General features: G+C 61.1%; 25 protein-coding genes. 17 read left to right on the forward strand and 8 right to left on the reverse strand.

The annotated features are described in order from the left end of the window. The first annotated feature begins 59 nt into the window (after nt 1-59). The 8 genes from tsaE (at nt 60) to hslU (ending at nt 10,954) form a co-directional block, all read left to right on the forward strand. Entirely contained in the window at nt 60-560 is a 501-nt protein-coding gene (tsaE, locus tag ACP15N_RS11160) for a tRNA (adenosine(37)-N6)-threonylcarbamoyltransferase complex ATPase subunit type 1 TsaE (protein WP_425092351.1), read from the forward strand. Beyond that, complete coding sequence (locus ACP15N_RS11165; protein WP_425092352.1) at nt 557-1,552, forward strand: aminoglycoside phosphotransferase family protein; 996 nt, start codon at nt 557-559, stop codon at nt 1,550-1,552. Before tsaE ends, ACP15N_RS11165 begins: the two co-directional genes overlap by 4 nt. Next, the gene (locus ACP15N_RS11170; RefSeq protein ID WP_425092353.1) at nt 1,537-2,220 is read left to right on the forward strand and encodes a nucleotidyltransferase family protein; all 684 of its coding nucleotides are present in this window, start codon (nt 1,537-1,539) and stop codon (nt 2,218-2,220) included. Before ACP15N_RS11165 ends, ACP15N_RS11170 begins: the two co-directional genes overlap by 16 nt. Further along, nucleotides 2,211-5,150: a double-strand break repair protein AddB gene (addB, locus tag ACP15N_RS11175; RefSeq protein WP_425092354.1), complete on the forward strand. Its 2,940-nt coding sequence runs from the start codon at nt 2,211-2,213 to the stop codon at nt 5,148-5,150. Before ACP15N_RS11170 ends, addB begins: the two co-directional genes overlap by 10 nt. Next, the gene (addA, locus tag ACP15N_RS11180; protein ID WP_425092355.1) at nt 5,147-8,539 is read left to right on the forward strand and encodes a double-strand break repair helicase AddA; all 3,393 of its coding nucleotides are present in this window, start codon (nt 5,147-5,149) and stop codon (nt 8,537-8,539) included. The genes addB and addA overlap by 4 nt, the downstream gene beginning before the upstream one ends. A 65-nt stretch (nt 8,540-8,604) precedes the next feature. After that, complete coding sequence (gene trxA / locus ACP15N_RS11185) at nt 8,605-8,925, forward strand: thioredoxin (RefSeq protein ID WP_425092356.1); 321 nt, start codon at nt 8,605-8,607, stop codon at nt 8,923-8,925. Nucleotides 8,926-9,044: 119 nt separating this feature from the next. Continuing rightward, nucleotides 9,045-9,602 (forward strand): ATP-dependent protease subunit HslV, encoded by a 558-nt coding sequence (gene hslV / locus ACP15N_RS11190; protein ID WP_425092357.1) that lies wholly within the window; start codon nt 9,045-9,047, stop codon nt 9,600-9,602. Between the two features lie 29 nt (nt 9,603-9,631). After that, entirely contained in the window at nt 9,632-10,954 is a 1,323-nt protein-coding gene (gene hslU / locus ACP15N_RS11195; RefSeq protein ID WP_425092358.1) for an ATP-dependent protease ATPase subunit HslU, read from the forward strand. Here hslU and ACP15N_RS11200 read toward each other — a convergent pair. Genes ACP15N_RS11200 through ACP15N_RS11210 form a run of 3 tightly spaced genes read right to left on the reverse strand, consistent with a single transcriptional unit; the run spans nt 10,951 to nt 13,259 of the window. Beyond that, nucleotides 10,951-11,550, reverse strand: coding sequence for a Smr/MutS family protein (locus ACP15N_RS11200; RefSeq protein WP_425092359.1), 600 nt, complete (start codon nt 11,548-11,550; stop codon nt 10,951-10,953). The genes hslU and ACP15N_RS11200 overlap by 4 nt on opposite strands. 3 nt (nt 11,551-11,553) lie before the next feature. Continuing rightward, nucleotides 11,554-12,594: a murein transglycosylase A gene (locus ACP15N_RS11205; protein WP_425092453.1), complete on the reverse strand. Its 1,041-nt coding sequence runs from the start codon at nt 12,592-12,594 to the stop codon at nt 11,554-11,556. A gap of 5 nt (nt 12,595-12,599) precedes the next feature. Further along, nucleotides 12,600-13,259 (reverse strand): Tim44/TimA family putative adaptor protein, encoded by a 660-nt coding sequence (locus ACP15N_RS11210; RefSeq protein WP_425092360.1) that lies wholly within the window; start codon nt 13,257-13,259, stop codon nt 12,600-12,602. A 102-nt stretch (nt 13,260-13,361) separates the two neighbouring features. Between ACP15N_RS11210 and ACP15N_RS11215 the strand changes: the two genes are divergently transcribed. Both ACP15N_RS11215 and secB read left to right on the forward strand, forming a co-directional pair. Further along, on the forward strand, nt 13,362-13,847 hold the full coding sequence (locus tag ACP15N_RS11215; RefSeq protein WP_425092361.1) for an FxsA family protein: 486 nt from the start codon (nt 13,362-13,364) through the stop codon (nt 13,845-13,847). A 74-nt stretch (nt 13,848-13,921) separates the two neighbouring features. Next, nucleotides 13,922-14,425: a protein-export chaperone SecB gene (gene secB, locus ACP15N_RS11220; RefSeq protein ID WP_425092362.1), complete on the forward strand. Its 504-nt coding sequence runs from the start codon at nt 13,922-13,924 to the stop codon at nt 14,423-14,425. On the opposite strand, the gene dnaQ is transcribed toward secB, so the two are convergent. Genes dnaQ through ACP15N_RS11240 form a run of 4 tightly spaced genes read right to left on the reverse strand, consistent with a single transcriptional unit; the run spans nt 14,416 to nt 17,126 of the window. After that, nucleotides 14,416-15,114: a DNA polymerase III subunit epsilon gene (gene dnaQ, locus ACP15N_RS11225; RefSeq protein ID WP_425092363.1), complete on the reverse strand. Its 699-nt coding sequence runs from the start codon at nt 15,112-15,114 to the stop codon at nt 14,416-14,418. The two genes, secB and dnaQ, sit on opposite strands and share 10 nt — an antisense overlap. Then, nucleotides 15,107-15,697 carry a dephospho-CoA kinase gene (coaE, locus tag ACP15N_RS11230; protein ID WP_425092364.1) on the reverse strand — a complete coding sequence of 197 codons (591 nt, stop codon included), beginning with the start codon at nt 15,695-15,697 and terminating at the stop codon, nt 15,107-15,109. The genes dnaQ and coaE overlap by 8 nt, the downstream gene beginning before the upstream one ends. Continuing rightward, on the reverse strand, nt 15,694-16,530 hold the full coding sequence (locus ACP15N_RS11235) for a shikimate dehydrogenase (RefSeq protein ID WP_425092365.1): 837 nt from the start codon (nt 16,528-16,530) through the stop codon (nt 15,694-15,696). Before ACP15N_RS11235 ends, coaE begins: the two co-directional genes overlap by 4 nt. Next, complete coding sequence (locus ACP15N_RS11240; protein ID WP_425092366.1) at nt 16,527-17,126, reverse strand: Maf family protein; 600 nt, start codon at nt 17,124-17,126, stop codon at nt 16,527-16,529. Before ACP15N_RS11240 ends, ACP15N_RS11235 begins: the two co-directional genes overlap by 4 nt. A 392-nt stretch (nt 17,127-17,518) precedes the next feature. Here ACP15N_RS11240 and ACP15N_RS11245 point away from each other — a divergent pair, with 392 nt between their 5' ends. The 7 genes from ACP15N_RS11245 to ACP15N_RS11275 all read left to right on the forward strand — a co-directional run bounded on the left by ACP15N_RS11245 (nt 17,519) and on the right by ACP15N_RS11275 (nt 24,843). Then, nucleotides 17,519-17,959 (forward strand): CopD family protein, encoded by a 441-nt coding sequence (locus ACP15N_RS11245; RefSeq protein ID WP_425092367.1) that lies wholly within the window; start codon nt 17,519-17,521, stop codon nt 17,957-17,959. A 113-nt stretch (nt 17,960-18,072) separates the two neighbouring features. Next, nucleotides 18,073-19,344, forward strand: a complete 1,272-nt coding sequence (gene rho / locus ACP15N_RS11250; RefSeq protein WP_425092368.1) for a transcription termination factor Rho — start codon at nt 18,073-18,075, stop codon at nt 19,342-19,344. Between the two features lie 6 nt (nt 19,345-19,350). Then, nucleotides 19,351-20,640: a tRNA uridine-5-carboxymethylaminomethyl(34) synthesis GTPase MnmE gene (mnmE, locus tag ACP15N_RS11255; protein WP_425092369.1), complete on the forward strand. Its 1,290-nt coding sequence runs from the start codon at nt 19,351-19,353 to the stop codon at nt 20,638-20,640. 4 nt (nt 20,641-20,644) lie between these two features. Then, a complete protein-coding gene (mnmG, locus tag ACP15N_RS11260; RefSeq protein ID WP_425092454.1) occupies nt 20,645-22,519 on the forward strand; it encodes a tRNA uridine-5-carboxymethylaminomethyl(34) synthesis enzyme MnmG in 1,875 nt (624 codons plus the stop codon). Beyond that, entirely contained in the window at nt 22,516-23,133 is a 618-nt protein-coding gene (gene rsmG, locus ACP15N_RS11265; RefSeq protein WP_425092370.1) for a 16S rRNA (guanine(527)-N(7))-methyltransferase RsmG, read from the forward strand. Before mnmG ends, rsmG begins: the two co-directional genes overlap by 4 nt. Continuing rightward, nucleotides 23,126-23,941 (forward strand): ParA family protein, encoded by an 816-nt coding sequence (locus tag ACP15N_RS11270; RefSeq protein ID WP_425092371.1) that lies wholly within the window; start codon nt 23,126-23,128, stop codon nt 23,939-23,941. Before rsmG ends, ACP15N_RS11270 begins: the two co-directional genes overlap by 8 nt. Continuing rightward, nucleotides 23,938-24,843, forward strand: a complete 906-nt coding sequence (locus tag ACP15N_RS11275; RefSeq protein ID WP_425092372.1) for a ParB/RepB/Spo0J family partition protein — start codon at nt 23,938-23,940, stop codon at nt 24,841-24,843. Before ACP15N_RS11270 ends, ACP15N_RS11275 begins: the two co-directional genes overlap by 4 nt. Here ACP15N_RS11275 and ACP15N_RS11280 read toward each other — a convergent pair whose 3' ends face one another. Then, on the reverse strand, nt 24,844-25,197 hold the full coding sequence (locus tag ACP15N_RS11280) for a YbaN family protein (RefSeq protein ID WP_425092373.1): 354 nt from the start codon (nt 25,195-25,197) through the stop codon (nt 24,844-24,846). Nucleotide 25,198 lies beyond the last annotated feature (1 nt).

Genomic DNA, 25,198 nt, shown 5'->3' on the forward strand with positions numbered 1-25,198 from the left:
AACAGAACGCCGAACGTGTCAGTGCTTGCGGCCCCGTCCTGCCCGGGTAAAACGGGGGTATGCAGCCACACCTGATCGGGCAAGTTCAGCTCTCCAGCACCGCGCAGTCCCAAGCTTTGGCCGCCGCCATGGCACCCCTGCTGCGCGCGGGCGACACGCTGCTGCTGGAGGGGGACATCGGCGCAGGCAAGAGCCTGATCTGCCGGGCGTTGATCCAGAACCGGCTCGCTGCCGAAAACCGGATGGAGGATGTCCCCTCCCCGACCTTCACGCTGGTCCAGGTTTACGCGCTGACGGATCTGGAGATCTGGCATTGCGATCTTTACCGCCTGACCACGCCGGACGAAGTCTTCGAGCTGGGACTGGACGACGCTTTCGACCACGCGATCTGCCTGATCGAATGGCCCGACAGGTTGGGCAGCACCGCGCCCCCGCGCGCACTGACACTGTCGCTGTCCATGGTGGAGGGTCAGGACGACGCCCGTAACCTTGTGCTGACGTCCGCGGACCCAAGTTGGAAAGATCGTCTTGCCCCACTGCTTGAGGACATTCTCACGTGACCGCATACGCCGCATTCCTGACGCGCGCCGGGTGGGACGGCGCAGCCTGTACGCCACTGGCCGGCGACGCATCCAACCGCCGCTACATGCGGGTGCGTCTTGGGAACAGACGGGCCGTCTTGATGGATGCCGCGCCGGAACGCGGCGAGGACACCGGTCCATTTCTGCAAATCGCAGCGCATCTACGGCACAGCGGTCTGCACGCACCCGAGGTGTACGCCACCGACCCCGAGCGCGGGATCGTCTTGCTCGAAGACCTCGGCGATGGGCTCTACGCCCGCGTTTTCGAAACCACGCCAGAGCTTCAAAACAGGCTCTATACAGCCGCAATTGACGTCCTGCTGCGCCTTCATGGAGCGCCTTTGCCGGGCACAGGCGTCCCCAATTATTCCGCAGAGCCGATGGCAGCGGCAGCAACCCTCGCCGCCACCTGGTATGCGAGCGCGCCTGACAGCGCGTCAAAGCTAAGCGCAGCGATGGGGTCTGCGCTCGCCACTCTGGACTGGAGCAATCCCGTTCTGGTCCTGCGCGACTACCATGCGGAGAACCTGATCTGGATGGACGGGTTCGAGGGGCTTGCGAAAGTAGGACTTCTGGATTTTCAGGACGCCGCACGCGGGCATCCTGTCTATGACGTGATCTCGCTGATGCAGGACGCACGCCGGGATGTGCCGGAGCCCGTGGCCGACGCGATGGCCACGCATTATTGCACGGCGTCGAACATGGATCGCGACCTTTTCACACGTGATGCCGCCGTTCTTGGGGCTCAGCGCGCTTTGCGCATCCTCGGCGTGTTTGCGCGCCTGTCTCTGCACTTCAACAAGCCCGACTACGTTGATCTGATCCCGCGGGTCTGGGCACAACTGGAGGCGAATCTGGCGCATCCGGCCTTGCAGGATTTGCACGCGGTGGCGCGAACCATCCTGCCGCCGCCCACGCCGGAATACCTGGACACCCTCCGGCAGAAAGCAGGAACATGCCCGACGCTGTGATGATCTTTGCGGCCGGGTTCGGAACTCGGATGGGCGCATTGACCCGGTCCTGCCCAAAGCCGCTCTTGCAGGTCGGGGGCCGCACGCTTCTGGATCATGCACTGGACCTCACCGACCACGCCCGGGTCACGCGCAGGGTAGTCAACGTGCATTACCGATCCGGCGATATCATGGCACATCTGGAACCCCGTACGGACATCGGGATCGCCGACGAATCCGATCGGATTCTCGATACGGGCGGCGGTCTGAAAGCCGCCAGAGCGGCGTTGAGCGCAGATCCTGTATTCACCCTGAATTCCGACGCGGTGTGGTCCGACCCGTCCGCTCTCGACACCCTGTCGCAGGCCTGGGACCCCGCGCGCATGGACGCTCTGTTGCTGACGGTTCCTCTGGACCGCGCCCATGGCCGCAACGCGCCGGGCGATTTTTCGCAGGCGGCCGATGGCGCGCTCTCGCGCGGTGGCGATCTGGTCTATACCGGTGCTCAAATCGTCTCCCTTGCGGGGCTGGATGGGATCGCGGCAGAGGTGTTCTCCCTCAACCTGCTTTGGAACCGGTATGCTGAAACCGGGCGTCTCTTCGGCGTGACCTATCCCGGGCATTGGGCCGATGTCGGCCATCCCGAAGGTCTGGTTCTGGCCAACAGACTCTGGGCCGAATGGCCGTGACCCCGCAGCTCTTTCACGAAGAAGGCACACCGCCCCGTGTCTATGCCCTGCCGCCAGGCGTGGATTTTCCGGCCGAGCTCGCGGCGGGTCTGGCGACCCGGCTTTCGGGACAGCCACCGGAGGCGATCGCGCGTGTCGAGCTGATCGTCAACACGACGCGGATGCGCCGCAGATTGCGCATGATCTATGCCCAGCGCGGTCCATGTTTCCTGCCACGAATCCGGCTCCTGACAGAGCTTGGGGTCAACGCTGGTCAACCCGCCCCCTCCAAACTCGCGCGACGGCTGGAGATCAGCCAACTGGTTCGCAGACTGATCCAACAGGAACAGACACTTGCCCCCCGCGCCGCCGTCTTCGATCTGGCCGCCAGCTTGCAGAAGCTGCTCGACGAGGTGGAGGGCGAGGGCGTTCCCCTGCACGTCATCGCCGATACCGATGTCGGTCACCTCTCCGCGCACTGGGCGCGCACACTCAAATTCATCAATATCATCGCCCCCTTCCTGTCGGGGGAGGAAAACCCGGGCCCGGAGGCCCAGCATCGCAACCGGGTTTTGTCGCTGATCGCCAGTTGGGTACAGCACCCGCCGCGTCACCCGGTGATCCTGGCTGGGTCCACAGGATCACGGGGAACAACTGCAGCATTGATGGAAGCGGTCGCGCTGCTGCCGCAAGGGGCGGTGGTCCTGCCCGGCTACGATTTCGACCAGCCCTCCGCGATCTGGGATGCGCTGCAGAACCCGCTCAAGGGCGAGGATCATCCGCAGTACCGTTTCGCAAAAACCCTCAAGGCGCTGGATCTCGACCCGTGCACGTTGCCACGCTGGACACAGGCACGCCCCCCCGCACCCGAGCGAAATGCGGTGCTGTCCCTCGCGCTGCGCCCTGCCCCCGTCACAGATCAATGGCTCACCGAAGGACCGCGTTTGGAGAACCTGCCGGACGCCTGCGCGGGCCTGACGCTGATAGAGGCGCCCTCGGCACGACAGGAGGCGCAGGCGATCGCCCTGACCCTGCGCAATGCGGCCGAGGCGGGGAAAACCGCCGCGCTGGTGACACCCGACCGCGTTCTTGCACGGCAGGTCACAGCGGCACTGGACCGGTGGCGGATCGTACCGGATGACAGCGCGGGAAAACCCTTGGCCTTGTCACCACCGGGTCGGCTGCTGCGGCAAGTGGCGCTGGCGCTTGGAACATCGATGCGCGCGGATGCCCTTATCGCGCTGCTCAAACACCCGCTGACCCATTCCGCCCCCGGAACCCGCGGACCGCACCTCCTGCTGACCCGCGACCTGGAACTCCATCTGCGCAAGACACGTGTCTCGCAGCCCGATCCGGACGCGATCAAGGCATGGGCCGCAGCGCGGTCGCAACCGGAGGCCCGAGCATGGGGTGCATGGCTCGCGTCCGTGTTGGTAGACCTGACTTCTGTCTGCTCCGGGCCTCTGGCAGAGCTTCTGGCGCAGCACCGGGCAGTGACCGAGACTGTTGCCGCAGGACCAGACCGGTCTGCGCAAAGCGGGCTATGGGACCTCGCCGCCGGGGAGGAGACCCTGAAAGTATTGGATGGTCTGGCCGAGGCTGCACCGTTTGGCGGCGCAGTGACCCTGGCCGAGTATGTGACGCTCCTCGATACACTTCTGGCCGAGAGCGAGGTGCGCGACCCCGCGAGATCCCATCCGAACGTGATGATCTGGGGCACGCTGGAAGCCCGAGTTCAGGGTGCGGACCTCGCCATTCTGGCCGGGCTGAATGACGGAACTTGGCCACCCCTGCCCGCCGCGGACCCGTGGATGAATCGCGCCATGCGCGCGCAGGCCGGATTACTGTTGCCCGAACGGCAGATCGGACTTTCGGCCCATGACTTTCAGCAGGCCATCGGCGCGCGGGAGGTGATCCTCAGCCGCGCCATTCGCGGGGATGAGGCGGAAACCGTGCCATCGCGCTGGCTCAACCGACTGACCAACCTCTTGTCGGGGCTCAGCGACGCAAGTGCATCCGAACTGGCGCAAATGCGCGCGCGGGGCGACGCGGTGCTGGCACAGGCCGCACGCCTTGATCTGCCCGCGTCGCCTGTACCCGCAGCGCCGCGCCCTGCCCCGCGCCCGCCGGAAAACGCGCGTCCATCACAACTGCCTGTCACGCGCATCGAAACCCTGGTCCGCGACCCCTATGCTGTTTATGCCCGGTCGATCTTGCGTCTGCGCCCGCTGCCCCTGCTGGGTCAGGATCCCGATGCCCGTGACCGCGGCAGCGTCTTTCACAAGGTGATGGAGGTATTCGTTCCAGGCGTTCTGAAAGGCACCCACACAGCAGATGCGGCCACGCTTGAGGCGATCACGGGCGATATCGTGAAGCAGACCGATTTTCCCGGTGCCATAACGGCCTTCTGGCGAGCGCATATGCGCCGGATCGCCCCTGATGTGGTGATGCGTGAGGGTCCGCGCCTTGCCCGCGCGGTACAGATCCTGTCCGAACAGGACGGCACCCGAACCACTGCGGACGGGTTCACGCTGACGTGTCGCGCAGACCGCCTCGATATCTGCCACGATGGGCAGTTACGGATCTACGACTACAAATCGACCCCACCTTCGAAGTCACAACTCAAGGTTTTTGATTTCCAGCTTCACCTCGAAGCTGCGATTGCAGCGGGCGGCGGGATCGCTGCCCTCGGACCACAACGCGTTGCGGAGATGGCCTACATCTCGCTCAGCACATCCGCACCAGACCTTGAGATCCCGTTCGACACCGCCGAGGCGGACGCGATCTGGGACCAGTTCGGGGGCCTGATCACGCACTGGCGGTCGCGCGGGGCCGGCTATACCGCACGCCGGATGATGAAAAACACCCACGATGCCAGCGACTACGATCACCTGAGCCGCCACGGGGAATGGGAGATTACCGACCCTGCCCAGCCGGAGGATGTCGGATGACCCAACCGGATGCCGCGACACGCGCGCAGCATGCGGCGGCTGACCCTGGCAGCTCGGTCTGGCTGTCGGCCAATGCAGGGTCCGGCAAGACGAAGGTTCTGACAGACCGCGTGGCCCGGCACCTGCTGCGCGGAGTCGATCCCGAACGCATCCTGTGTCTGACCTATACCAAAGCCGCCGCGAGCGAGATGCAGAACAGGCTCTTTGCGCGTCTCGGAGGCTGGGCCATGCTGCCCGATCCAGCCCTGCGCGATGCCTTGCACGCGCTTGGCGTGCCGGATCAGGATTTGACGCCATCCCTGATTTCAAAGGCACGCACATTGTTCGCCCGGGCGATCGAAACGCCGGGCGGTCTGAAAATCCAGACCATTCACTCCTTCTGCTCGGGGCTGCTGCGGCGGTTCCCGATGGAAGCCGGATTGCCCCCTCAGTTTCGGGAGCTGGACGAACCTGCCTCGCGCGACCTGCGCAAGGGTGTTCTGGCCGATCTGGCAAGCGGACCGCACCGGTCCGCACTCGAGGATATGGCCGGGATCGTTGCGGAGCCAAGTTTCGACGGCTTCCTTGCCGAAATGACCAGCCATGCCGAGGCCCTGCGCAATCCACACGCCGAAGATCACCTGTTGCGCACCCTGTCGCTGCCACCGGACACACGCCCCGAGACACTCCTCGGCCAAGTCGTCGTGCCCGGAAACCTCGATCTGCTCGGGCGTCTTTGCGATCTGTTGGCGACAGGCTCGAAAACAGACGCGAAACATGCAGAAACTCTCGCGGCCTTGTTGCAGACACCATCGAACCTTTCGTTTCTCGAAGGGTTGGAAGGCATCTTCCTGACGGGTGCCAGTTCGAGGAAACAGCCGCCCTTCTCAGCCAAGATTCCGGGTTTTCCGACAAATGCCACGCGCGCGAAACTCGGGCCTGAAGAAACAACTCTCGATGCCCTGATGCGTCGCGTCGAAGACACGCGCGATACGCGACTGGCGCTCGACCTGATGGACCGCACGCGAGTTCTCCTCCGGTTCGCGCGCGCGTATCTTGACCAGCTGGAAGCCACCAAGACAGCGCTTGGGGTGCTGGATTTCGACGACCTGATCCTGCAGGCCCGGGCCCTCCTGACAGATCGCGAGGTTGCGCAGTGGGTGCTGTTCCGTCTCGATGGCGGGATCGACCACGTGCTTGTTGACGAGGCACAGGACACAAGTCCCGCGCAATGGGATGTGATCCGGCTTCTTACGCAGGAATTCACGGCGGGTGACGGCGCAGGGGCCGACAGGGACAGAACGATCTTTGTCGTGGGCGACCCAAAGCAGTCGATCTACTCGTTTCAGGGTGCCGATCCCAAGGGCTTTGACCGGATGCGAGCCTATTTCGGCGACGCGCTCGGGCAAATCGGGGCGCCCTTCGGCGAGCATGCGCTTTTGCATTCCTTCCGATCCTCGCCCGGTATTCTCGGGTTCGTGGATCAGTGTTTCGAGACCACACAACACATGGGTCTCGGCCACCGGTCGGAGCATCGCGCCTTTCGCAGCGACCTTCCTGGGCGGGTGGATCTATGGCCACCTGTTCCGAAACCGGACATCCCTGAAAAACCCCCGTGGTATGATCCCGTCGATCTGGAAGACCCCAACGATCCCAAGCTGGAATTGGCGCGCAAGGTTGCGGAACAGGTCGACGAAATTCTGTCCAGTGGCACGCAGATCACGACAACCCGTGGCGACACGCGGCCCGTTCAGGCGCGGGATTTCCTGATCCTGGTGCAAAGCCGGTCTGCCATGTTCCACGAGATTATCCGAAGCTGCAAGGACAGGGGCATTCCGATTGCCGGGGCGGACCGCTTGCAGGTCGGGGCGGAGCTTGCAGTCAAGGACCTGATCGCATGCCTGTCATTTCTTGCCACACCGGAAGATGACCTTTCGCTGGCCTGCGTGCTGAAGTCACCGCTGTTCAACTGGTCGGAAAACGATCTTTACACCCTCGCCCAACCGCGCGGCGGGCAGTTCTTGTGGGCCGCACTCCGCGACGCCGCTGACCGGCACCCCGACACAGTCCGCATCCTGCAGGATTTGCGCGACGCGGCGGACTTCATGCGACCCTTCGAGGTTCTGGAACGCATCCTTACGCGCCACAACGGCCGCGCGAAGCTTCTGGCGCGTTTGGGGCATGAGGCCGAGGATGGTATCGACGCATTGCTGGCGCAGGCGCTCAGCTACGAGTTCACGAATGTTCCCAGCCTCACAGGATTCCTGACATGGTTTTTGTCTGACGATCTGACAATCAAACGGCAGATGGACAGCCAGCGAAACGAAGTGCGCGTGATGACCGTGCACGGCGCAAAAGGTCTGGAAGCACCGATCGTCATCCTGCCCGATTGCGGCAAGACCCGAGACCGAACGCATCAGAATACACTGCTTTCGATAGGTGATGCCCAATCGACGTTGCGGACATCCCGTGCTGTCGCCCCCCGGCCCTGCCTCACCGCGATAGAGGCCGAGCGCCAGGCAGCCGACGAAGAACGAATGCGTCTGTTTTATGTGGCCATGACCCGCGCAGAAAGCTGGCTGATCATCGCTGCAGCCGGGGAAACCGGCGCGGGTCTCGACAGTTGGCACGCAATCGCCGCCGCCGCGATGGACAATGCGACACCGCCCCCCGTCCCGCTTCTGTCGCCCGTAGGCGAAGGGCGGCGGATTTCCTTCGGCGTCTGGCCGGACCAGACAGAGAAACACGGCGCACCGGCGTCGGCGACCCGGACACCGCTGGTTCTGCCCGCGCTGAAGACACCGCCGACACAGCCCGACCCGGTTTCGCCATCGGATCTTGGGGGTGACAAGATCGTGGCGGGAGGCGGCGAGGGTCTGGATCGAGACAGCGCCATGGCCCGGGGTACGCATATTCACCTGCTGCTCGAACACCTGCCGGAGATGCCTCGTGCGAACTGGCCGGAACACGCGGACGGCCTGCTGCGCCCCTGGGTTGCGGATGCGCAAACGCGTGCCGCGATCTTTGCCGAAGCCGAAGCCGTACTGACGGCGCCCGCGCTCGTGCCCCTCTTCGCGCCGGATGCCTTGGCGGAAGTGGATATCACTGCCCATCTGCCGGAGTTGAGCCGCCAGATTACAGGCACGATCGACCGCCTGATCGTCACCGATCACGACGTGCTCGCGGTCGATTTCAAATCGAACGCCACCGTACCTGCCACGGCGGCGGAAACACCAGAGGGCATCCTGCGCCAGATGGGGGCCTATCAAGCCGCACTTGAACAGGTTTATCCCGACCGAGTCGTGACCGTAGCGATCATATGGACCCGCACAGCGACCCGCATGGACCTGCCCGCAGATCTGGTGCGTTCGGCGCTCGGGAACGCGGTCGTGACTGCGGGGGGTTCTTGACCTCCTCGCGCTGCGTTCCTACGTTGGCGGTCCGAGTTTGACGCCTGATATAGGAGGGCACACGAATGGCCACTGTTGCCGTGACTGACGATACGTTCGACGCCGAAGTGCGCAATTCCCAAGTCCCCGTCGTCGTGGATTTCTGGGCGGAGTGGTGCGGCCCCTGCAAGCAGATCGGCCCGGCGCTTGAAGAGTTGAGCGCCGAGTACGGCGACAAGATCAAGATCGCCAAGATCAACGTGGACGAGAACCCGAATTCCCCTGCCCAGATGGGTGTGCGCGGGATTCCCGCCCTGTTCCTGTTCAAGGATGGAGAGGTTGTCTCCAACAAGGTGGGCGCAGCCCCGAAAGCCGCGCTGCAAAGCTGGATCGACGGCGCCATCTAAGGCGGTTTGCCATTTGTTTCCAAGGGCGTCCCACGCGGGCGCCCTTGTCGTTTTCAACAAGCCCGCTTGTAGAGCCGCGGTCTGATCTTCATATATCTGGCAAGCGGACGGAGGCCCTGATGAGCGAGACTGAATTCCCCGGTTGGCATGGAACGACCATTATCGGCGTCAAGAAAGGCGGCAAGGTCGTTGTGGCTGGTGATGGCCAGGTCAGCCTCGGCCAGACCGTGATCAAGGGCACCGCCCGCAAGGTGCGGCGGTTGTCGCCGGGCGGGCACGAAGTGGTGGCGGGCTTTGCCGGATCGACGGCGGATGCCTTCACCCTGCTGGAACGGCTGGAGGCCAAGCTGGAGGCCACACCCGGCCAACTGTCACGTGCTGCGGTGGAACTGGCCAAGGACTGGCGCACCGACAAGTACCTGCAAAAACTCGAAGCGATGCTGATCGTGACAGATGGCGATGTTTTGCTCGTCATCACCGGGGCGGGCGACGTGCTGGAACCGGAACACAACATCGCTGCGATCGGTTCCGGCGGCAACTTCGCGTTGGCTGCCGCGCGGGGGCTATATGAGACCGAGACCGACGCGGAACCAATCGCCCGCAAGGCTATGGCCATCGCCGCCGACATCTGCGTTTACACCAATGGAAATCTGACGGTGGAGTCGATCAGCGGCTGATCCGCGATCCTCCCCGTGAAAGGACCCTCATGAGCGACCTGACCCCCCGCGAAATTGTCTCTGAACTCGACCGCTTCATCATCGGCCAGAAGGACGCCAAGCGCGCCGTCGCCGTCGCCCTGCGCAATCGCTGGCGCCGCAAGAAGCTGGGCGACGATCTGCGGGAAGAGGTCTATCCGAAGAATATCCTGATGATCGGACCCACCGGCGTCGGAAAAACCGAGATCTCGCGCCGCCTCGCCAAACTTGCCCGCGCGCCCTTCATCAAGGTCGAAGCAACGAAATTCACCGAAGTGGGCTATGTCGGCCGCGACGTGGAACAAATCATCCGCGATCTGGTGGAGGCCGCTATCACCCAGACCCGCGATTACATGCGCGAGGACGTCAAGGCCAAGGCCCATGCCGCCGCAGAAGAGCGCGTGATCGAGGCTATTGCCGGCGAAGGCGCGCGCGACGGCACACGGGAGATGTTTCGCAAGAAGCTGAAAGCAGGGGAGCTGGACGATACGATGATCGAGCTCGACCTCGCCGACACCTCGAATCCGATGAGCATGTTCGAGATCCCCGGCCAGCCCGGGATGGGCATGGGCGGGCCGATGGGCGGTGGCATGAACCTCGGCGATATCTTCGGCAAGGCCTTTGGCGGACGCACCGTGCGCAAGCGGATGACCGTTGCCGACAGCTACGATGTGCTGATCGGCGAAGAAGCGGACAAACTGCTAGACGATGAAACTGTCCAGAAAACCGCCATGAGCGCCGTCGAGGAGAACGGGATCGTGTTCCTCGACGAAATCGACAAGGTGTGCGCGCGGTCCGACGCCCGCGGTGCCGATGTCAGCCGCGAAGGCGTCCAGCGCGACCTGTTGCCCCTGATCGAAGGCACAACCGTTTCCACGAAGTACGGGCCGGTCAAGACTGACCACATCCTGTTCATCGCCTCTGGGGCGTTTCACATCGCCAAACCGTCTGATTTGCTGCCGGAATTGCAAGGCCGCCTGCCTATTCGCGTTGAACTGCGCGCGCTAACCGAAGGCGATTTCGTTCGTATCCTGACCGAAACGGACAACGCGCTGACCCGGCAGTACACAGCGCTTATGGCGACCGAGGAAGTAACTGTTTCCTTCACCGAGGATGGCATCGCCGCTCTGGCGAAAATCGCCGCAGACGTGAACCAGAGCGTCGAAAACATCGGCGCGCGCAGGCTCTACACCGTCATGGAACGCGTGTTCGAGGAACTCAGCTTCACCGCCCCCGAATGCGCCGGCGCGCAGATCGAGGTGAACGCAGGCTTTGTCGAGGAAAACCTTGGCGAATTGACCAAAAGCGCAGACTTGAGCCGTTACGTTCTCTAGCGCTTGCGCAGATAGACGTAATACGCCCCTGCCCCGCCATGGCGCAGATGCGCCGGGCTGACCTGCAGAACCGCCGCGCTCAGCGGCGGGATTTGCAGCCAATGCGGGACCTGATGGCGCAGAACGCCCAGTTTCTGCGGGATCGGCCCACCCTCGTCCCGGTCCTTGCCCTTGCCGGTGATCACCAGGACAAGCCGTTTTCCCTGCGCTTGTGCGCCCAGGATGAACCGGTTCAGCGCAGGATGCGCCTGGGCAAGCGTCATGCCGTGCAAATCCAATCGCGCTTCGGGTTTGAGCTTGCCGCGTTTGAGCTGCTGAAACGCCTTGCGGTCCATTTTAACCGGCGCGCGCGCGAGGCTTTCCTTCAAATCCGGGGCAAGATCATGGCGCGGCGCAGATTTGGTCTTGGACCCCACGCGAAATGGCTCCAACCCCGGCATCGGCATCACGGGATCGGTGCTGGGTGTTCGGCGCGGGGTCGGTTTCGGTTTCTCGATCGGGGCTGCGCGGGCATGCATCGGCTTGGCGTTTTCGATGACTTTCTGCCAAAGCGCCTCTTCCTCAGGGCGCAGCCCGCGTGACTTGCGCTTTGACATGGCTCATCCACTCTTCCGCACGGCATTGAGCGCCATCTCGACCGGCAGCAGGACGATCATCCGCCCGCCGTCGCGGATACGACCTGCGGCCTCTCCGGCCTCTGCCCCGGTTCCGTAGAAGACGTCCGCCCGCTGCGCGCCTTTGATCGCGGACCCTGTGTCCTGTGCCACCATCAGCCGACGGATCGGCGTGCGTCCGTCCTTTTCTACCCAGACCGGCGCGCCGAGCGGATTGTAATCGGGGTCAACAGCGATCGACCGGTGTGCGGTTATCGAACGGTTCATTGCGCCCAGCGGTCCCTTTTGCGGGGGCACGTGGTCGATCAGGCGGAAAAAGACAAAGGATGGGTTGTGATGAAGCATCCGGCGGCCCGCCTCGCCATTCGCGCGCACCCAGGCACGGATCGCCTGGGCGGACACCCGGTTTTCCGGAAGATGGCCCTGGCGGATCAACTCTCGTCCAACGGACCTATAGGAATGGCCATTCTTTGCATCGAACCCGATCCGCATCACATCACCATCGGGCAGACGCAACCGGCCAGACCCTTGAACTTGCAAGAAAAACAGGTCGACCGGATCAGCAGCAAAAGCTATCTCAAGCCCCTGCCCCGAAAGCGCCCCCTGATCGATTTGCGCCCGGGTCAGCCAAGGCTGTCCCCGCGGCAGGTTCGGCGGCGTGGCATATACCGGATACTGATAGGCCCCGCCGCGCGTGCGAGCAGCACGAATTTCCGGTTCGAAATACCCGGTGAAAAGCGGCTCGTTTCCATCCTCGATCAGAACGGGCAGAAACAGGGCCTCGAAAAAGCCGCGCGCGTCGGCGGTATCTTGTGCGATGGCACAGACCGGCGCCCATTCCGGGTCTTTCAGGTCGCCGCATGTTTCAAGGAACGCGCCCAAGGCCTCGTCATGCTGATCCAGCGTCCATCCGTCGAGATCGTCGAAAGACATGAGTGTCACGGAGGGGGCGCCATTCGCCCCTGCCCCATGGGCAAATACCGTCATCGCCGCAGCCGCAGCCAGCTTTCGCAGACCGCCCCGCACACGGATCACTCGCCGGTGGCTACAAGCCGCCAGTTCGGATCGTCGGACCCGAAAACGCGGGCAAAGGTCCAGACATCGCGCTGGCGTTTGATCTCGCCGGGGTTGCCCTCCACGACCTCGCCTTCGGCATTGCGCACCGCGAAGGCCAACTCGCCCACAAACCGCACAGTGACTTCTCCCTCTTTCGTGTCGCGGTTGAAGTCCGCATCCACAAGCGAGGTTTCCCGAACTCCGACAAACTCGGCCTCGACGGTCAGCCCGTCGGCAGCCCGGGCCTGAACCACGCTGTCCAATGCCTCGTAGACTTCATCCGACACGAAATCGCGGACCTCTTCCAACTCTCCGCGCTCGAACGCCATGAGGATCCACTCATAGGCACCACGCGCGCCGGTCAGAAACTCCGTTACGTTGAAGCCCGATTCGGTCATTTTCATCGCGCCGAGCGCCTTGGCGGCCGGCGTTCCGTCTTCCACGTGGTCGGTGATGTCCTTGTCCGGTCCACCTTCGATCACTTCGAAATCGCGGCGCGGAAGAGATTCGCGTTCGGACATCGGAATCGGCTTTTTCTCGAAACCTTCTCGCGTCCCCAACACGTTGCGCAGGCGCAAGATCAGAAAAACGGCCACCGCAAGCAGTACCAAAAGTTGGATAATGGGTTGGTTCATTCCGTCCTCGACGCGCGTGTTCATGGTATTTGACTGTTGACTGCATATGTAAGGTCGTGCCTGTGGCAAGTCCACCACCGGCACCAACAGGAGGGCAGGAAAGTGTGGCTGTTTGCGTTGTTCTTGGCGGTTCCGTTGATCGAAATCGCTTTGTTTATTCAGATCGGCGGGCTGATCGGACTATGGCCGACCCTGCTGATTGTTGTGCTGACCGCCCTTCTGGGCACGACATTGGTTCGCAGTCAGGGGCGCGAGGCGATAAACGGCCTGCGCCAGACCTTCTCCGACCTCGGCGACCCCACGGAACCCCTGGCACACGGTGCAATGATCCTGTTTTCCGGCGCTTTGTTGCTGACGCCCGGGTTTTTCACGGATGCTGTCGGCTTTGCCCTGCTGATCCCCGGCGTGCGCAGCGCGGTGTACCGCCATGTCCGCGCCCGGGTCACGGTCCAGCAGTTTTCTTACGGACCCGGGGGTCAGCGCAGCGCCCGAGATGTGATCGATGGCGAGTTCGAAGAGGTGGAAGAAGTCCCTCCGCGCCCGCGCACCGGCCCGTCGCGCTGGACAGACGACAAAAACACCCGCTGAGTTTGGTTGAGAGGGCCCGCGCTTCCTGTTAGGACGCCAGCAAAACCTGATCCGCAAGCAAAGAGACCTCATCAATGACCGATCAACCGCAAAACGGCGCTGCCGCCGAACCGCAGATGCCGCAGCTCAAGATCCTCGGCCAGTATATTCGCGACATGTCGTTCGAGAATATCGCCGCTCAGAAAGGGCTGGAAAACAACAGCCAGCCCGACATTCAGGTGCAGGTCAATCTGGATGCCAAGAAGCGCGCCGCGGAGAACCAGTATGAGGTCGCGACGAAGCTGAACATCACTGCCAAGACGAAAGAGGCAGGCGATGTGATCTTTGCGCTGGAGGTTGACTACGCAGGCGTGTTCCAGATCGAAAACATCGCCGACGAGCAGCTTCACCCGTTCCTGCTGATCGAATGCCCGCGCATGACCTTTCCGTTCCTGCGTCGGATCGTTTCGGACGTCACCCGCGACGGGGGCTTCCCACCGCTGAACCTCGACCTTATTGATTTCGTGGCACTTTACCGGCAGGAAATCGCACGTCGCGCCGCAGCCCAGCAAGCGGCGGCAGGCACGGCTCAGGCCTGATCCAGTTTCCGCCACAGGGCATCATCGCCCAGGGCATCGACAAACGCACGATGCGCAGTTTGTTCCGCCTCGGTTATCCGGGGCGGTAATTTCTTGGGCCGGATGCGCGCCGTTTTCTGCCCCATCGATCCGGCATCGCCCACCGGTGCGGAGGAAGCACCCAACATGAAGTCCGGCTGACGTCCCCCGATCAGTTCCAGATAGACCTCGGCGAGGATTTCGCTATCGAGCAGCGCACCGTGTTTTTCACGCGACGAGTTGTCGACACCGAACCGGCGGCACAGCGCATCCAGAGACGCCGGCGAGCCAGGAAATTTCTTGCGTGCAATCGCAAGTGTATCGATGGCCTGATCCCACGGGAGTTGCCGTTTCTTGACCCAGCCAAGCTCGGCGTTCAGGAATTTCATGTCGAACGCTGCATTGTGGATCACCAGATGCGCATCTCCGACGAAATCCAGAAACTCCTGCGCGATTGCGGCGAAAACCGGCTTGTCGGCGAGAAAGGCATCGCCCAGACCATGCACTTCGAATGCACCCTGGGGCATTGACCGTTCGGGATTGATATACTGGTGGTACACCCGACCCGTCGGCACGTGGTTGTGCAGTTCCACCGCACCGATCTCGACGATCCGATCCCCGGATTCGGGATCGAATCCCGTCGTCTCCGTATCCAGAACGATTTCACGCATCTGAAGCCTCCCTCAACGTGCTCAGGATGTGGTCCACACCACTGGCGGCACTCTCAAGTGTCGTCGTATCAATGACAAAATCGGCGCGCGCGCGTTTCTCTGCATCCGGGACCTGCTTGGACAGAATAAACTCGAAATGTGCGGCGTCCATATTTGGTCGGTCCAGAACACGCGCCTTTTGCCGCTCTGCGTCCGTTGAAACAACGGCGATCCGGTCCAGCCACGCGTCAGCACCGGTTTCAAACAGCAGTGGAATGTCGAACAGCACCACGTGCTCTTTGGAATTCGTGTTCACAAATGCCGCGCGTTCTGAGCGAAGCAGAGGATGGATCAGCCCCTCGATCCGTTTCAAAGCTTGCGGGTCCTCGGCGATGACGTCCCGCAGCACCGCGCGATCCACACCCTCGGGACCGACCGCCTCAGGATACACCGCTTCCAAAGCCCGGCTTCCTGCACCGTTGGCAGCGTACAGGTGATGGACCGCCGCATCGGCATCCCAAACCGGGACGTTCCGATCCCGAAACATCTGCGCCGTCGTTGATTTGCCCATACCGATGGAGCCGGTCAATCCAAGCTTGATCATTCCGCCAGAACAGCCGCGCGCAGGGCATCGGTCACCTTGGGCCGCGTGCCGAACCAGCGCGCAAAGCCCGGAACAGCCTGGTGCAGCAGCATGCCCAGGCCATCTACCGTCACATGCCCGCCGTCACGTGCCATCTGCAAAAGATGCGTTTCCAACGGGTTATAAACGATATCGGTCACGATCGCGTCTTTCGGCAACCCATCCAGCGCGATGGACAAGGGCGAATGCCCGCTCATCCCCAGTGACGTGGTGTTGACCAACAAGGCCGCCCCGTCCAGCGCATCCGGAATGCGATGCCAGTCGATCACCGTCACCTTCGGGCCAAAATCCGCGCGCAAGGCCTCTCCACGGACGCGCGTCCGGTTCGCGAGACGAATTTCAGGCGCACCAGCATCCAGCAGCGATGCCAAGACCCCCCGTGCTGCGCCACCTGCGCCCAGGACGACTGCGGGTCCAGTGGCGGCTGACCAATGCGGCGCGCCCGCACGTAGGTTTTCGATGAACCCTACGCCGTCAGTGTTATCCGCATGGATCGATCCGTCAGGCTGAAAGGTGATCGTGTTTGCCGCTCCGATCACAGCGGCCCGATCCGAGACCCGATCCGCGAGCGATAGCGCACGTTCCTTATGGGGCAGGGTGACATTTACGCCCTTGAAGCCAAGCCGGGGCAGGGTGGCAAAGGCCGCCTTCAGATTGTCGCTGGCCACATCCATCGGGATATAGTGCCCGGCAAGACCGTGTTCCGCCAACCAGTACCCATGGACCTTGGGGGACAAAGAATGCGCGACAGGCGATCCAATCACACCCGCCAGCGGAACCAGATCCGCACTCATCCTTCAATCTCCCCCCTCAGCGTCAGATAGCTGAGAATTTCCAACAACGGCAGGCCGAGCACAACGAAATAATCGCCATCAATCCGCGCAAACAGCCGGGCGCCCTCTTCCTCAAGCTTGTAGGCTCCGACGCTGTCCCGAATACTGTTCCAATTGCGCTCGATATAGGCATCCAGATATGCCTCCGATGGTTTCCGCATGGTCAGGCGCGCAACACCGACATGCCGCCACACCGGCTTGCCCTCATGATAGATGACAGCCGCGGAAAGCAGGCGGTGTGTGGATCGGGATAGCTGCGAAAGCTGGGCTTTTGCATCCTCCCGCGTGACCGGCTTTGACAACAAAACCCCCTTGTGATCCAGAACCTGGTCGCATCCGATCACCAGAGCTTCCGGGTACTTCACGCCGACCTTTTGCGCCTTCATCTCCGCGAGGGTATCGGCGATATCCTGAGGCGAGGCATCCTCCGCCAGAAGCGCGGCCTTGATCGCCTCCTCATCGATACGCGCGGGGTGCGCCTCGACAGCGACGCCCGCGTTGCGGAACAAATCCGCCCGAACCTGTGACTGCGACGCAAGAATGATCTGACTGGGCACGTGGATGATCCTGTGGACAAAACAGCCTGAACGCTGCGGGTTAATCTGGGGGCAACGTCCAGTGGCCGGGGCAGGGGTTACACTACGTGGAAAACCTGATCCTTCCAGAGGAAACTGTCCCGTGTTGAAAACTCCGCTAGAACGCCTGGGGCCTCGAACCTATCCTCAAGTTCTCGGAGTTTCCTGCAGATCTGTCCCCAGGGTTTAGCAGGTGTAAGTCTTTGATATATCACTTGAATATTTAATTTGTGCATAATGGATAAGATACCCACAAACCAGTCGGGATAAAGTTTGGAAAACAAAGAATTAGAGTTATCCCCAAGACCTACATCATCATCTCTTTTCTTTTCTTTAATTATTATTGATAGAAAGCAAAGAACGAGAAAGAACGCATGGCCGACCTGTACCCTTGGATCAAATCCCTGCATGTCATCTCCGTCATGGCGTGGATGGCGGGTCTGTTCTATCTGCCGCGGCTCTATGTCTACCATGTCGAACAGGATGCGGTACAAGGCCCGACTGAGGAAATGTTCCATACGATGGAACGTCGTCTTCTCAAGGCCATCATGAACCCCTCGATGATTGCTACATGGGTTTTTGGCCTCTGGCTGGCTCTAACCCCTGGAATTGTCGATTGGGGCGCTGTGTGGCCGTACACGAAGGCCGTGGCCATTATCGGCATGACGTGGTTCCACATGTGGCTTGCCAAGGAACGCAAGGCATTGTTGGCGGGCACATCCACTGTCACCGGCCGCGGGTTCCGGATCATGAACGAAGTACCAACGATCCTGATGATCGTGATCGTTGTCTCGGTGATCGCACGACCGTTCTGAGCAGAGATTGACTTTTCGCCTGCGATCACGATAATTGCGCACGAACCGCCGTCCGGCGGGGACTTTTCCAAACGAATGATATCGCGCCGTCCGGCGCCCCGGAGATCCCCTGAATGTCCCAAGAGCGTCTCGCTCTGGCTGACCTGAAAGCCATGAGTCCTGCCGATCTTCTGCCAATGGCGGAAGAGCTTGAAATCGAAAACGCGTCCACCATGCGCAAGGGCGACATGATGTTCGCCATCCTGAAGGAGCGCGCGGAAGAGGGATGGGAGATCTCCGGCGATGGCGTGCTGGAAGTGATGCAGGACGGTTTCGGGTTTCTCCGCTCGCCGGAGGCGAACTATCTTCCCGGTCCCGACGATATCTACGTGTCACCGGACATGATCAGACAACACAGTTTGCGCACCGGCGATACCGTCTCCGGCGTGATCCAGGCCCCACGCGAGAACGAGCGCTATTTTGCCCTGACCAAGGTCGTCGAGGTGAACTTCGAGGATCCGCAAAAGGCAAAGCACAAGGTCAGCTTCGATAACCTGACGCCGCTTTATCCTGATGAGCGGCTCAAGATGGAGATCGAAGATCCGACCATCAAGGATCGCTCGGCCCGGATTATCGACCTTGTTTCGCCAGTTGGGAAAGGCCAGCGGTCCTTGATCGTGGCGCCACCGCGGACGGGTAAAACCGTTCTGCTTCAGAACATCGCCCGCAGTATCGAAACGAACCACCCAGAGTGTTACCTCATGGTGCTTCTGATCGACGAACGCCCCGAAGAGGTGACGGACATGCAGCGCTCCGTGAAGGGAGAGGTCATTTCCTCGACCTTCGATGAACCCGCAACACGCCACGTTGCGGTCTCGGAAATGGTGATCGAGAAAGCGAAGCGTTTGGTGGAGCATAAACGAGATGTTGTGATTCTTCTCGATTCAATCACAAGACTTGGTAGAGCTTTCAACACTGTTGTTCCGTCTTCGGGTAAAGTTCTGACTGGGGGTGTGGATGCAAACGCCTTGCAGCGGCCCAAGCGTTTCTTTGGTGCGGCGCGGAACATCGAAGAGGGTGGATCGCTTACCATCATCGCGACGGCGTTGATCGATACAGGCTCCCGGATGGATGAAGTTATCTTCGAAGAGTTCAAGGGGACCGGTAACTCCGAGATTGTCCTGGACCGCAAGGTTGCCGACAAACGCGTTTTCCCGGCGATGGACATCCTCAAATCCGGTACCCGGAAGGAGGAGTTGTTGGTGGATGCCAAGGATCTTCAGAAAACATTCGTCTTGCGGCGCATCCTGAACCCCATGGGAACCACCGATGCGATCGAATTCCTGATCTCCAAACTCAAGCAGACGAAGACCAACTCGGAATTCTTCGACTCGATGAACACCTAAACGCTGATGGATACGATCTTTGCCCAGGCAACGGCGAAGGGAAAAGCGGGGGTCGCGGTCATTCGGATCAGCGGCCCTCGCGCTTTTTTCGCGGCGGAGCAACTGGCGGGTCGATTGCCCGCGCCGCGCATGGCAGGGTTGCGGACACTTCGAACGACAGATGGCGATCATCTCGACGAAGCCCTTGTCCTCGTTTTCCCCGAAGGAGCCAGCTTTACCGGCGAAGCGGTGGTCGAGCTACATCTGCATGGGTCCATCGCGGTGTTGCGCGCCGTGGAACGGGAACTCGGATCGCTCGAAGGTCTCAGACTGGCAGAGCCGGGGGAGTTTACGCGCCGCGCCCTTGAAAACAATCGCCTCGACCTCGCACAGGTCGAAGGCCTCGCGGATCTGGTTGAGGCGGAAACCGAAGCACAGCGCCGACAAGCACAGCTTGTGTTTTCCGGTGCACTCGGGGACCGGGTCGAGAACTGGCGTGCGGACCTGATCCGGGCCGCTGCCTTGCTGGAGGTGACCATCGACTTCGCCGACGAGGATGTTCCGGTGAATGTTACCCCGGAAGTCACTGATTTGGTTGAGCGCACGTACAGGGATCTCGGGGCAGAAATCTCCGGATCCTATGTGGCTGAGCGGCTGCGGGATGGATTCGAGATTGCAATCCTCGGTGCGCCGAATGCGGGGAAATCAACCTTGCTGAACGCACTTGCGGGGCGGGAGGCTGCCATCACATCCAAGACCGCAGGCACCACGCGGGATATTATCGAAGTCCGCCTGGATATGGACGGTATCCCTGTCACGGTTCTGGATACCGCCGGCTTGCGGTCATCGGATGACGAGATTGAGCAGATCGGCGTGTCCCGTGCCCTCAGTCGGGCGAAGAATGCGGATATGCGTATCGTGTTGACTGAGGACGGCGCTATTCCTTCGGAGCTGCGCGATCTTTCTATTGATCTGGTGATCAGGTCCAAGGTCGACCTGACGTCCGCGACGGAGGGGTTGGCCATCTCTGCGCAGACGGGGCAGGGGTTGGCGCGCTTGACGAATACGATCTCCGAAACCCTGGAGCACAAGATCAGCCATATTGGAACGGCGACTCACAAGCGTCACCGGGATGCGATGACCCTCGCCGTCGCACATCTTGAGACCGTGCTCGACCTTCTACCGAAGAACGCGCCGACCGAAGTGCTGGCAGAGGAATTGCGCTTTGCGATCCGGGCGCTTGACTCTCTTATCGGTCGTGTAGATGTAGAGGATCTTCTCGGGGAAATTTTCGCCAGCTTCTGCCTTGGCAAGTGATGGAGTGTTTCACGTGAAACATCTCGACTTCGATGTGATTGTTGTGGGTGGAGGCCATGCCGGAACTGAGGCGGCCCATGCGGCCGCACGGCTGGGCGTGCGGACAGCGCTTGTGACCTTGAACAAGTCGGGTATCGGCGTGATGTCGTGTAATCCGGCAATCGGCGGTCTCGGAAAAGGGCATCTTGTCCGAGAGATTGACGCTTTTGATGGTGTAATGGGGCGGGTTGCGGATGCAGCGGGCATCCAGTTTCGCTTGCTGAACCGGCGCAAGGGCCCAGCCGTACAAGGCCCGCGCGCGCAGCAAGACCGGGCGATTTATCAGAAAACGATGTTGGCGCTGATCGAGAACACGCCGAACCTCTCTATTCTGGAGGGCGAGGTGGCGGACCTCCAGCTTTCGAACGGGGCAGTCAAGGGCGTCGTTCTGGCGGATGACAGCCAGATCAAGGCGGCCGCCGTGGTGATTACGACCGGTACGTTCTTGCGTGGCGTGATCCACATAGGCGACGTCTCGCGGCCAGGAGGACGTGTGGGCGACGCGCCATCTGTCCGGTTGGCGCAGCGCCTGGATGGGTTTGGCCTGCCAATGGGTCGCCTGAAGACTGGCACGCCACCGCGCCTGGATGGGCGAACAATCGATTGGGATCGTCTGGAGCCACAGCCCGGCGATGAAACGCCGACGATGTTCTCATTCCTGTCGGACGGTCCCACCGCGCGCCAGATCTCCTGCGCGATCACCCACACCAACCTGGAAACGCATGACATTATCCGCAACAACCTCGGGCGATCTGCGATGTACGGGGGTCATATCGAGGGCACCGGACCGCGATACTGCCCTTCGATCGAGGACAAGATCGTTCGGTTTGCGGAGAAAACCTCGCATCAGATTTTCCTCGAACCGGAAAGTCTGACCGGCAACACCGTCTACCCCAATGGAATCTCGACATCCTTGCCAGTCGATGTTCAGGCCTCTTATGTGCGCAGCATCGTTGGGTTGGAGCAGGCGGACATTCAGCAGCCCGGCTATGCGATCGAATATGACTACGTTGACCCGCGTGCCTTGAACGCGGATCTTCAGTTGCGGGAGGTCCCTGGACTGTTCCTTGCCGGGCAGATTAACGGCACGACCGGCTATGAAGAGGCCGCAGCCCAAGGGTTGGTTGCCGGATTGAATGCAGCCCGGCTCTCGCGGGGGCAGGGGCCTTTCCTTCCATCGCGCCGGACAAGTTACATTGGTGTCATGATTGACGACCTTACGACACAAGGTGTTCTCGAACCTTATCGCATGTTCACATCGCGTGCGGAGTACCGACTGTCGCTGCGCGCGGATAATGCCGATCAACGTCTGACGCCGGAAGCCATAGCGCTCGGGTGTGTGTCACAAGCGCGCCGCGTGGCGTTTGAAACCAAGCGCGCGCGCTTGGAGGCGGCACGAGAGGGGCTCCAAGCACGTACAATCACACCGAACCAGGCCCACGCGCACGGTTTAAAAGTAAAGCACGATGGCAAGAAGCGCACGGCCTATGATCTTCTTGCCCTACCGGTTGTGAACTTCTCACAGCTACAAGAGATCTGGCCTGATCTTGATCTTGATCCGATGGCGGCCGCGCAGATGGAGAGAGAAGCGCTTTACGCGAACTATCTCGATCGTCAGAACGAGCAGGCGATAGCCTTGGAGAAGGATGAGGCGATACAGATCCCGACCGACTTCGAGTACGACAACATCTCCGGCCTTTCGAATGAGTTACGAACGAAACTCAACGCGGCGCGCCCTGGTTCTCTTGCGCAAGCAGCGCGTATTGACGGGATGACGCCTGCCGCGCTGACCTTGCTCCTTGCACTGATAAAGAAGGCCAACCTGCGGAAGGCTGTATGACTTTGCCATCCGAACTGGGGCTCGATGTTTCACGTGAAACAATGGACCGGTTGGAGGCGTATGTTGCGATATTGCAGAAGTGGAACCCCAAGATAAACCTTGTGGCCTCGAACACGCTTTCGGATGTCTGGGTGCGCCATATCTACGATTCGGCGCAAGTGTTCAAAGCTCTCCGCCCGACAACCCGACATTGGGTCGATCTGGGAAGTGGGGGCGGCTTCCCCGGTCTCGTGGTCGGACTCCTTGCTCACGAGGCTCATCCCGAACTTAACCTCACACTGATTGAGTCGGATCTTCGCAAAGCGACCTTTCTAAGGACAGTTATACGGGAGACCGGGATTTCCGCGCGCGTCCTGTCTGACCGCATAGAGGAAGCACCACCACAAGCGGCCGACGTTGTGTCGGCGCGGGCTTTAGCGCCGCTACCAAAGCTTCTGGGGTATGTCGCGCGCCACTTGGCGGAGGAGGGCGTTGCCGTACTTTTAAAAGGGGAAAACGCGAAATCAGAGGTGTCCGAGGCCCGGAAATACTGGCATTTTAGCTGTGAAGAAACGCCAAGTCTGACCGAGTCGCGGTCGGTTGTCTTGAAGCTCAGGGATCTCCGCAATGTCTGACCCCCAGAAACACCCCCCCAAGGTCATCGCGATCGCCAATCAGAAGGGGGGCGTTGGAAAAACGACAACGACGATCAACCTTGCCACAGCGCTGACAGCGCACGGAAAAAACGTGCTCATCCTTGATCTTGATCCTCAGGGCAACGCGTCGACCGGGCTCGGTATTTTTCCAGACAATCGCACCCGAACCACTTACGATGTGCTGATCGATGACGCGCCGCTCGTGGATGTTTCACGTGAAACAGCGGTCCCGGGGTTGATGATCGCGCCGGCCACCACGGACCTGAGCTCGGCGGATATGGAACTGGTGTCGAACAGTCGACGCGTTTTTCGGCTACGATCCGCTCTGACGCGCTTGCACCAGCTGCCAGTCGCGATGGACTACGTTCTGATCGACTGTCCGCCATCGCTCAACCTTCTCACGATCAACGCGATGGTTGCAGCAGATTCCGTGCTTGTACCGCTTCAGTCGGAGTTTTTCGCCCTCGAAGGATTGTCGCAGCTCATGCTGACCATCCGACAGGTGCGCGAAACGGCCAACCCGAAGCTCCGGATCGAAGGCGTGGTTCTGACAATGTATGACCGTCGCAACAATCTCTCGCGGCAGGTGGAGCAGGATGCCCGCGACACCCTCGGGGATCTGGTTTTCCACACCGTTATCCCGCGGAATGTACGGGTCAGCGAAGCACCGTCCTTTTCGATGCCGGTGTTGAAGTACGATCCGAATTCGCTTGGCTCGAAGGCCTACGTGAACCTGGCGGATGAAATCCTGAATAGGCACACATTGGTGGAGCAGGGGGCGACATGAACGATAAAAAAGGCAAGGACCGCAAGGGCTTGGGCCGTGGGCTGTCAGCCCTGATGGCGGATGTGAACATCTCGGCCCCTGATGTCACCGGAGAGGCACCAGCCCGCGCAACCGCTGAAACGGAACTCCCGATAGAGCTTTTGCGCGCCAACCCGGACCAGCCCCGTCGCCAGTTTGACGAAACACACCTCGAAAGCCTGACCGCCTCAGTCTCCGAGAAAGGCATTCTCCAACCCCTGATCGTCCGGCCGGACCCGAACTCTGCGGGTGAATACCAGATCGTTGCGGGGGAGCGGCGCTGGCGCGCGGCACAACGGGCGCGGCTCCATGCCGTTCCGGTCCTGATCCGCGAGTTGTCGGATACCGAGGTACTGGAGGTTGCGATCATCGAGAATATCCAGCGTGCTGACCTTAATCCGGTGGAAGAGGCGAGTGGATACCGCCAGCTCATGGATCGGTTCGGACACACGCAGGAACGTCTGGCCGAAGCGCTGGGCAAAAGCCGTAGCCATATCGCGAACATGATGCGCCTTCTGTCGCTCCCCGAAGCGGCGCTCAACTATCTGCGCGATGGCCAGTTGACAGCCGGGCATGCCCGCGCGCTGATCACGTCAGAGAACCCTGAAAAACTCGCCCAGAAGGTGGTTGCCGAAGGACTTTCTGTTCGGGAAACCGAACGCCTGGCCAAAGGACCGACCCCGTCAGCGGGCGCAACCGACACCCAGCGTTCCCCCGCGCCCGAAAAGGACGCGGACACGCGCGCGTTGGAGGCCGACTTGTCCGCAACCCTTGGTATGAAGGTCACGATTGATCACTCCAAGACTGGCCCAAAAGGGAAATTATCAATTGATTACAAAGATTTGGATCAGTTGGATGATTTGTGCAGATTGCTGAGCAGGTGATCACGCACTTGGGCGTGACCAGATGAAAACCGCAACCCCACCCAGAACCGCTCCTTGAACCGCCAGAATCACTGCTCCGAGCCCGAGCGCCAGCGACACGCTGAACGTCGCGATCAAGGATGCAGACGCCAGAAGCTTTGCCCGCATGCCGATGGCACCCCGTTCCGTCCAAGACACGATGGGTTCACCGAATCTTGGATGCGTGATCAGCCAGTCGTGCAAACGTTGCGACCCACGTGCGAAGCAGAACGCCGCGAGCAACAAGAACGGAACCGTCGGAAAGAGCGGGACGAAGATCCCGAAAATCCCGCACGCCAGGGCAAGGAACCCGCCTGTTATCCAAAGATACCGCATT

The organism is Tropicimonas sp. S265A (assembly GCF_049800835.1).
Taxonomy (GTDB): Bacteria; Pseudomonadota; Alphaproteobacteria; order Rhodobacterales; family Rhodobacteraceae; genus Dinoroseobacter.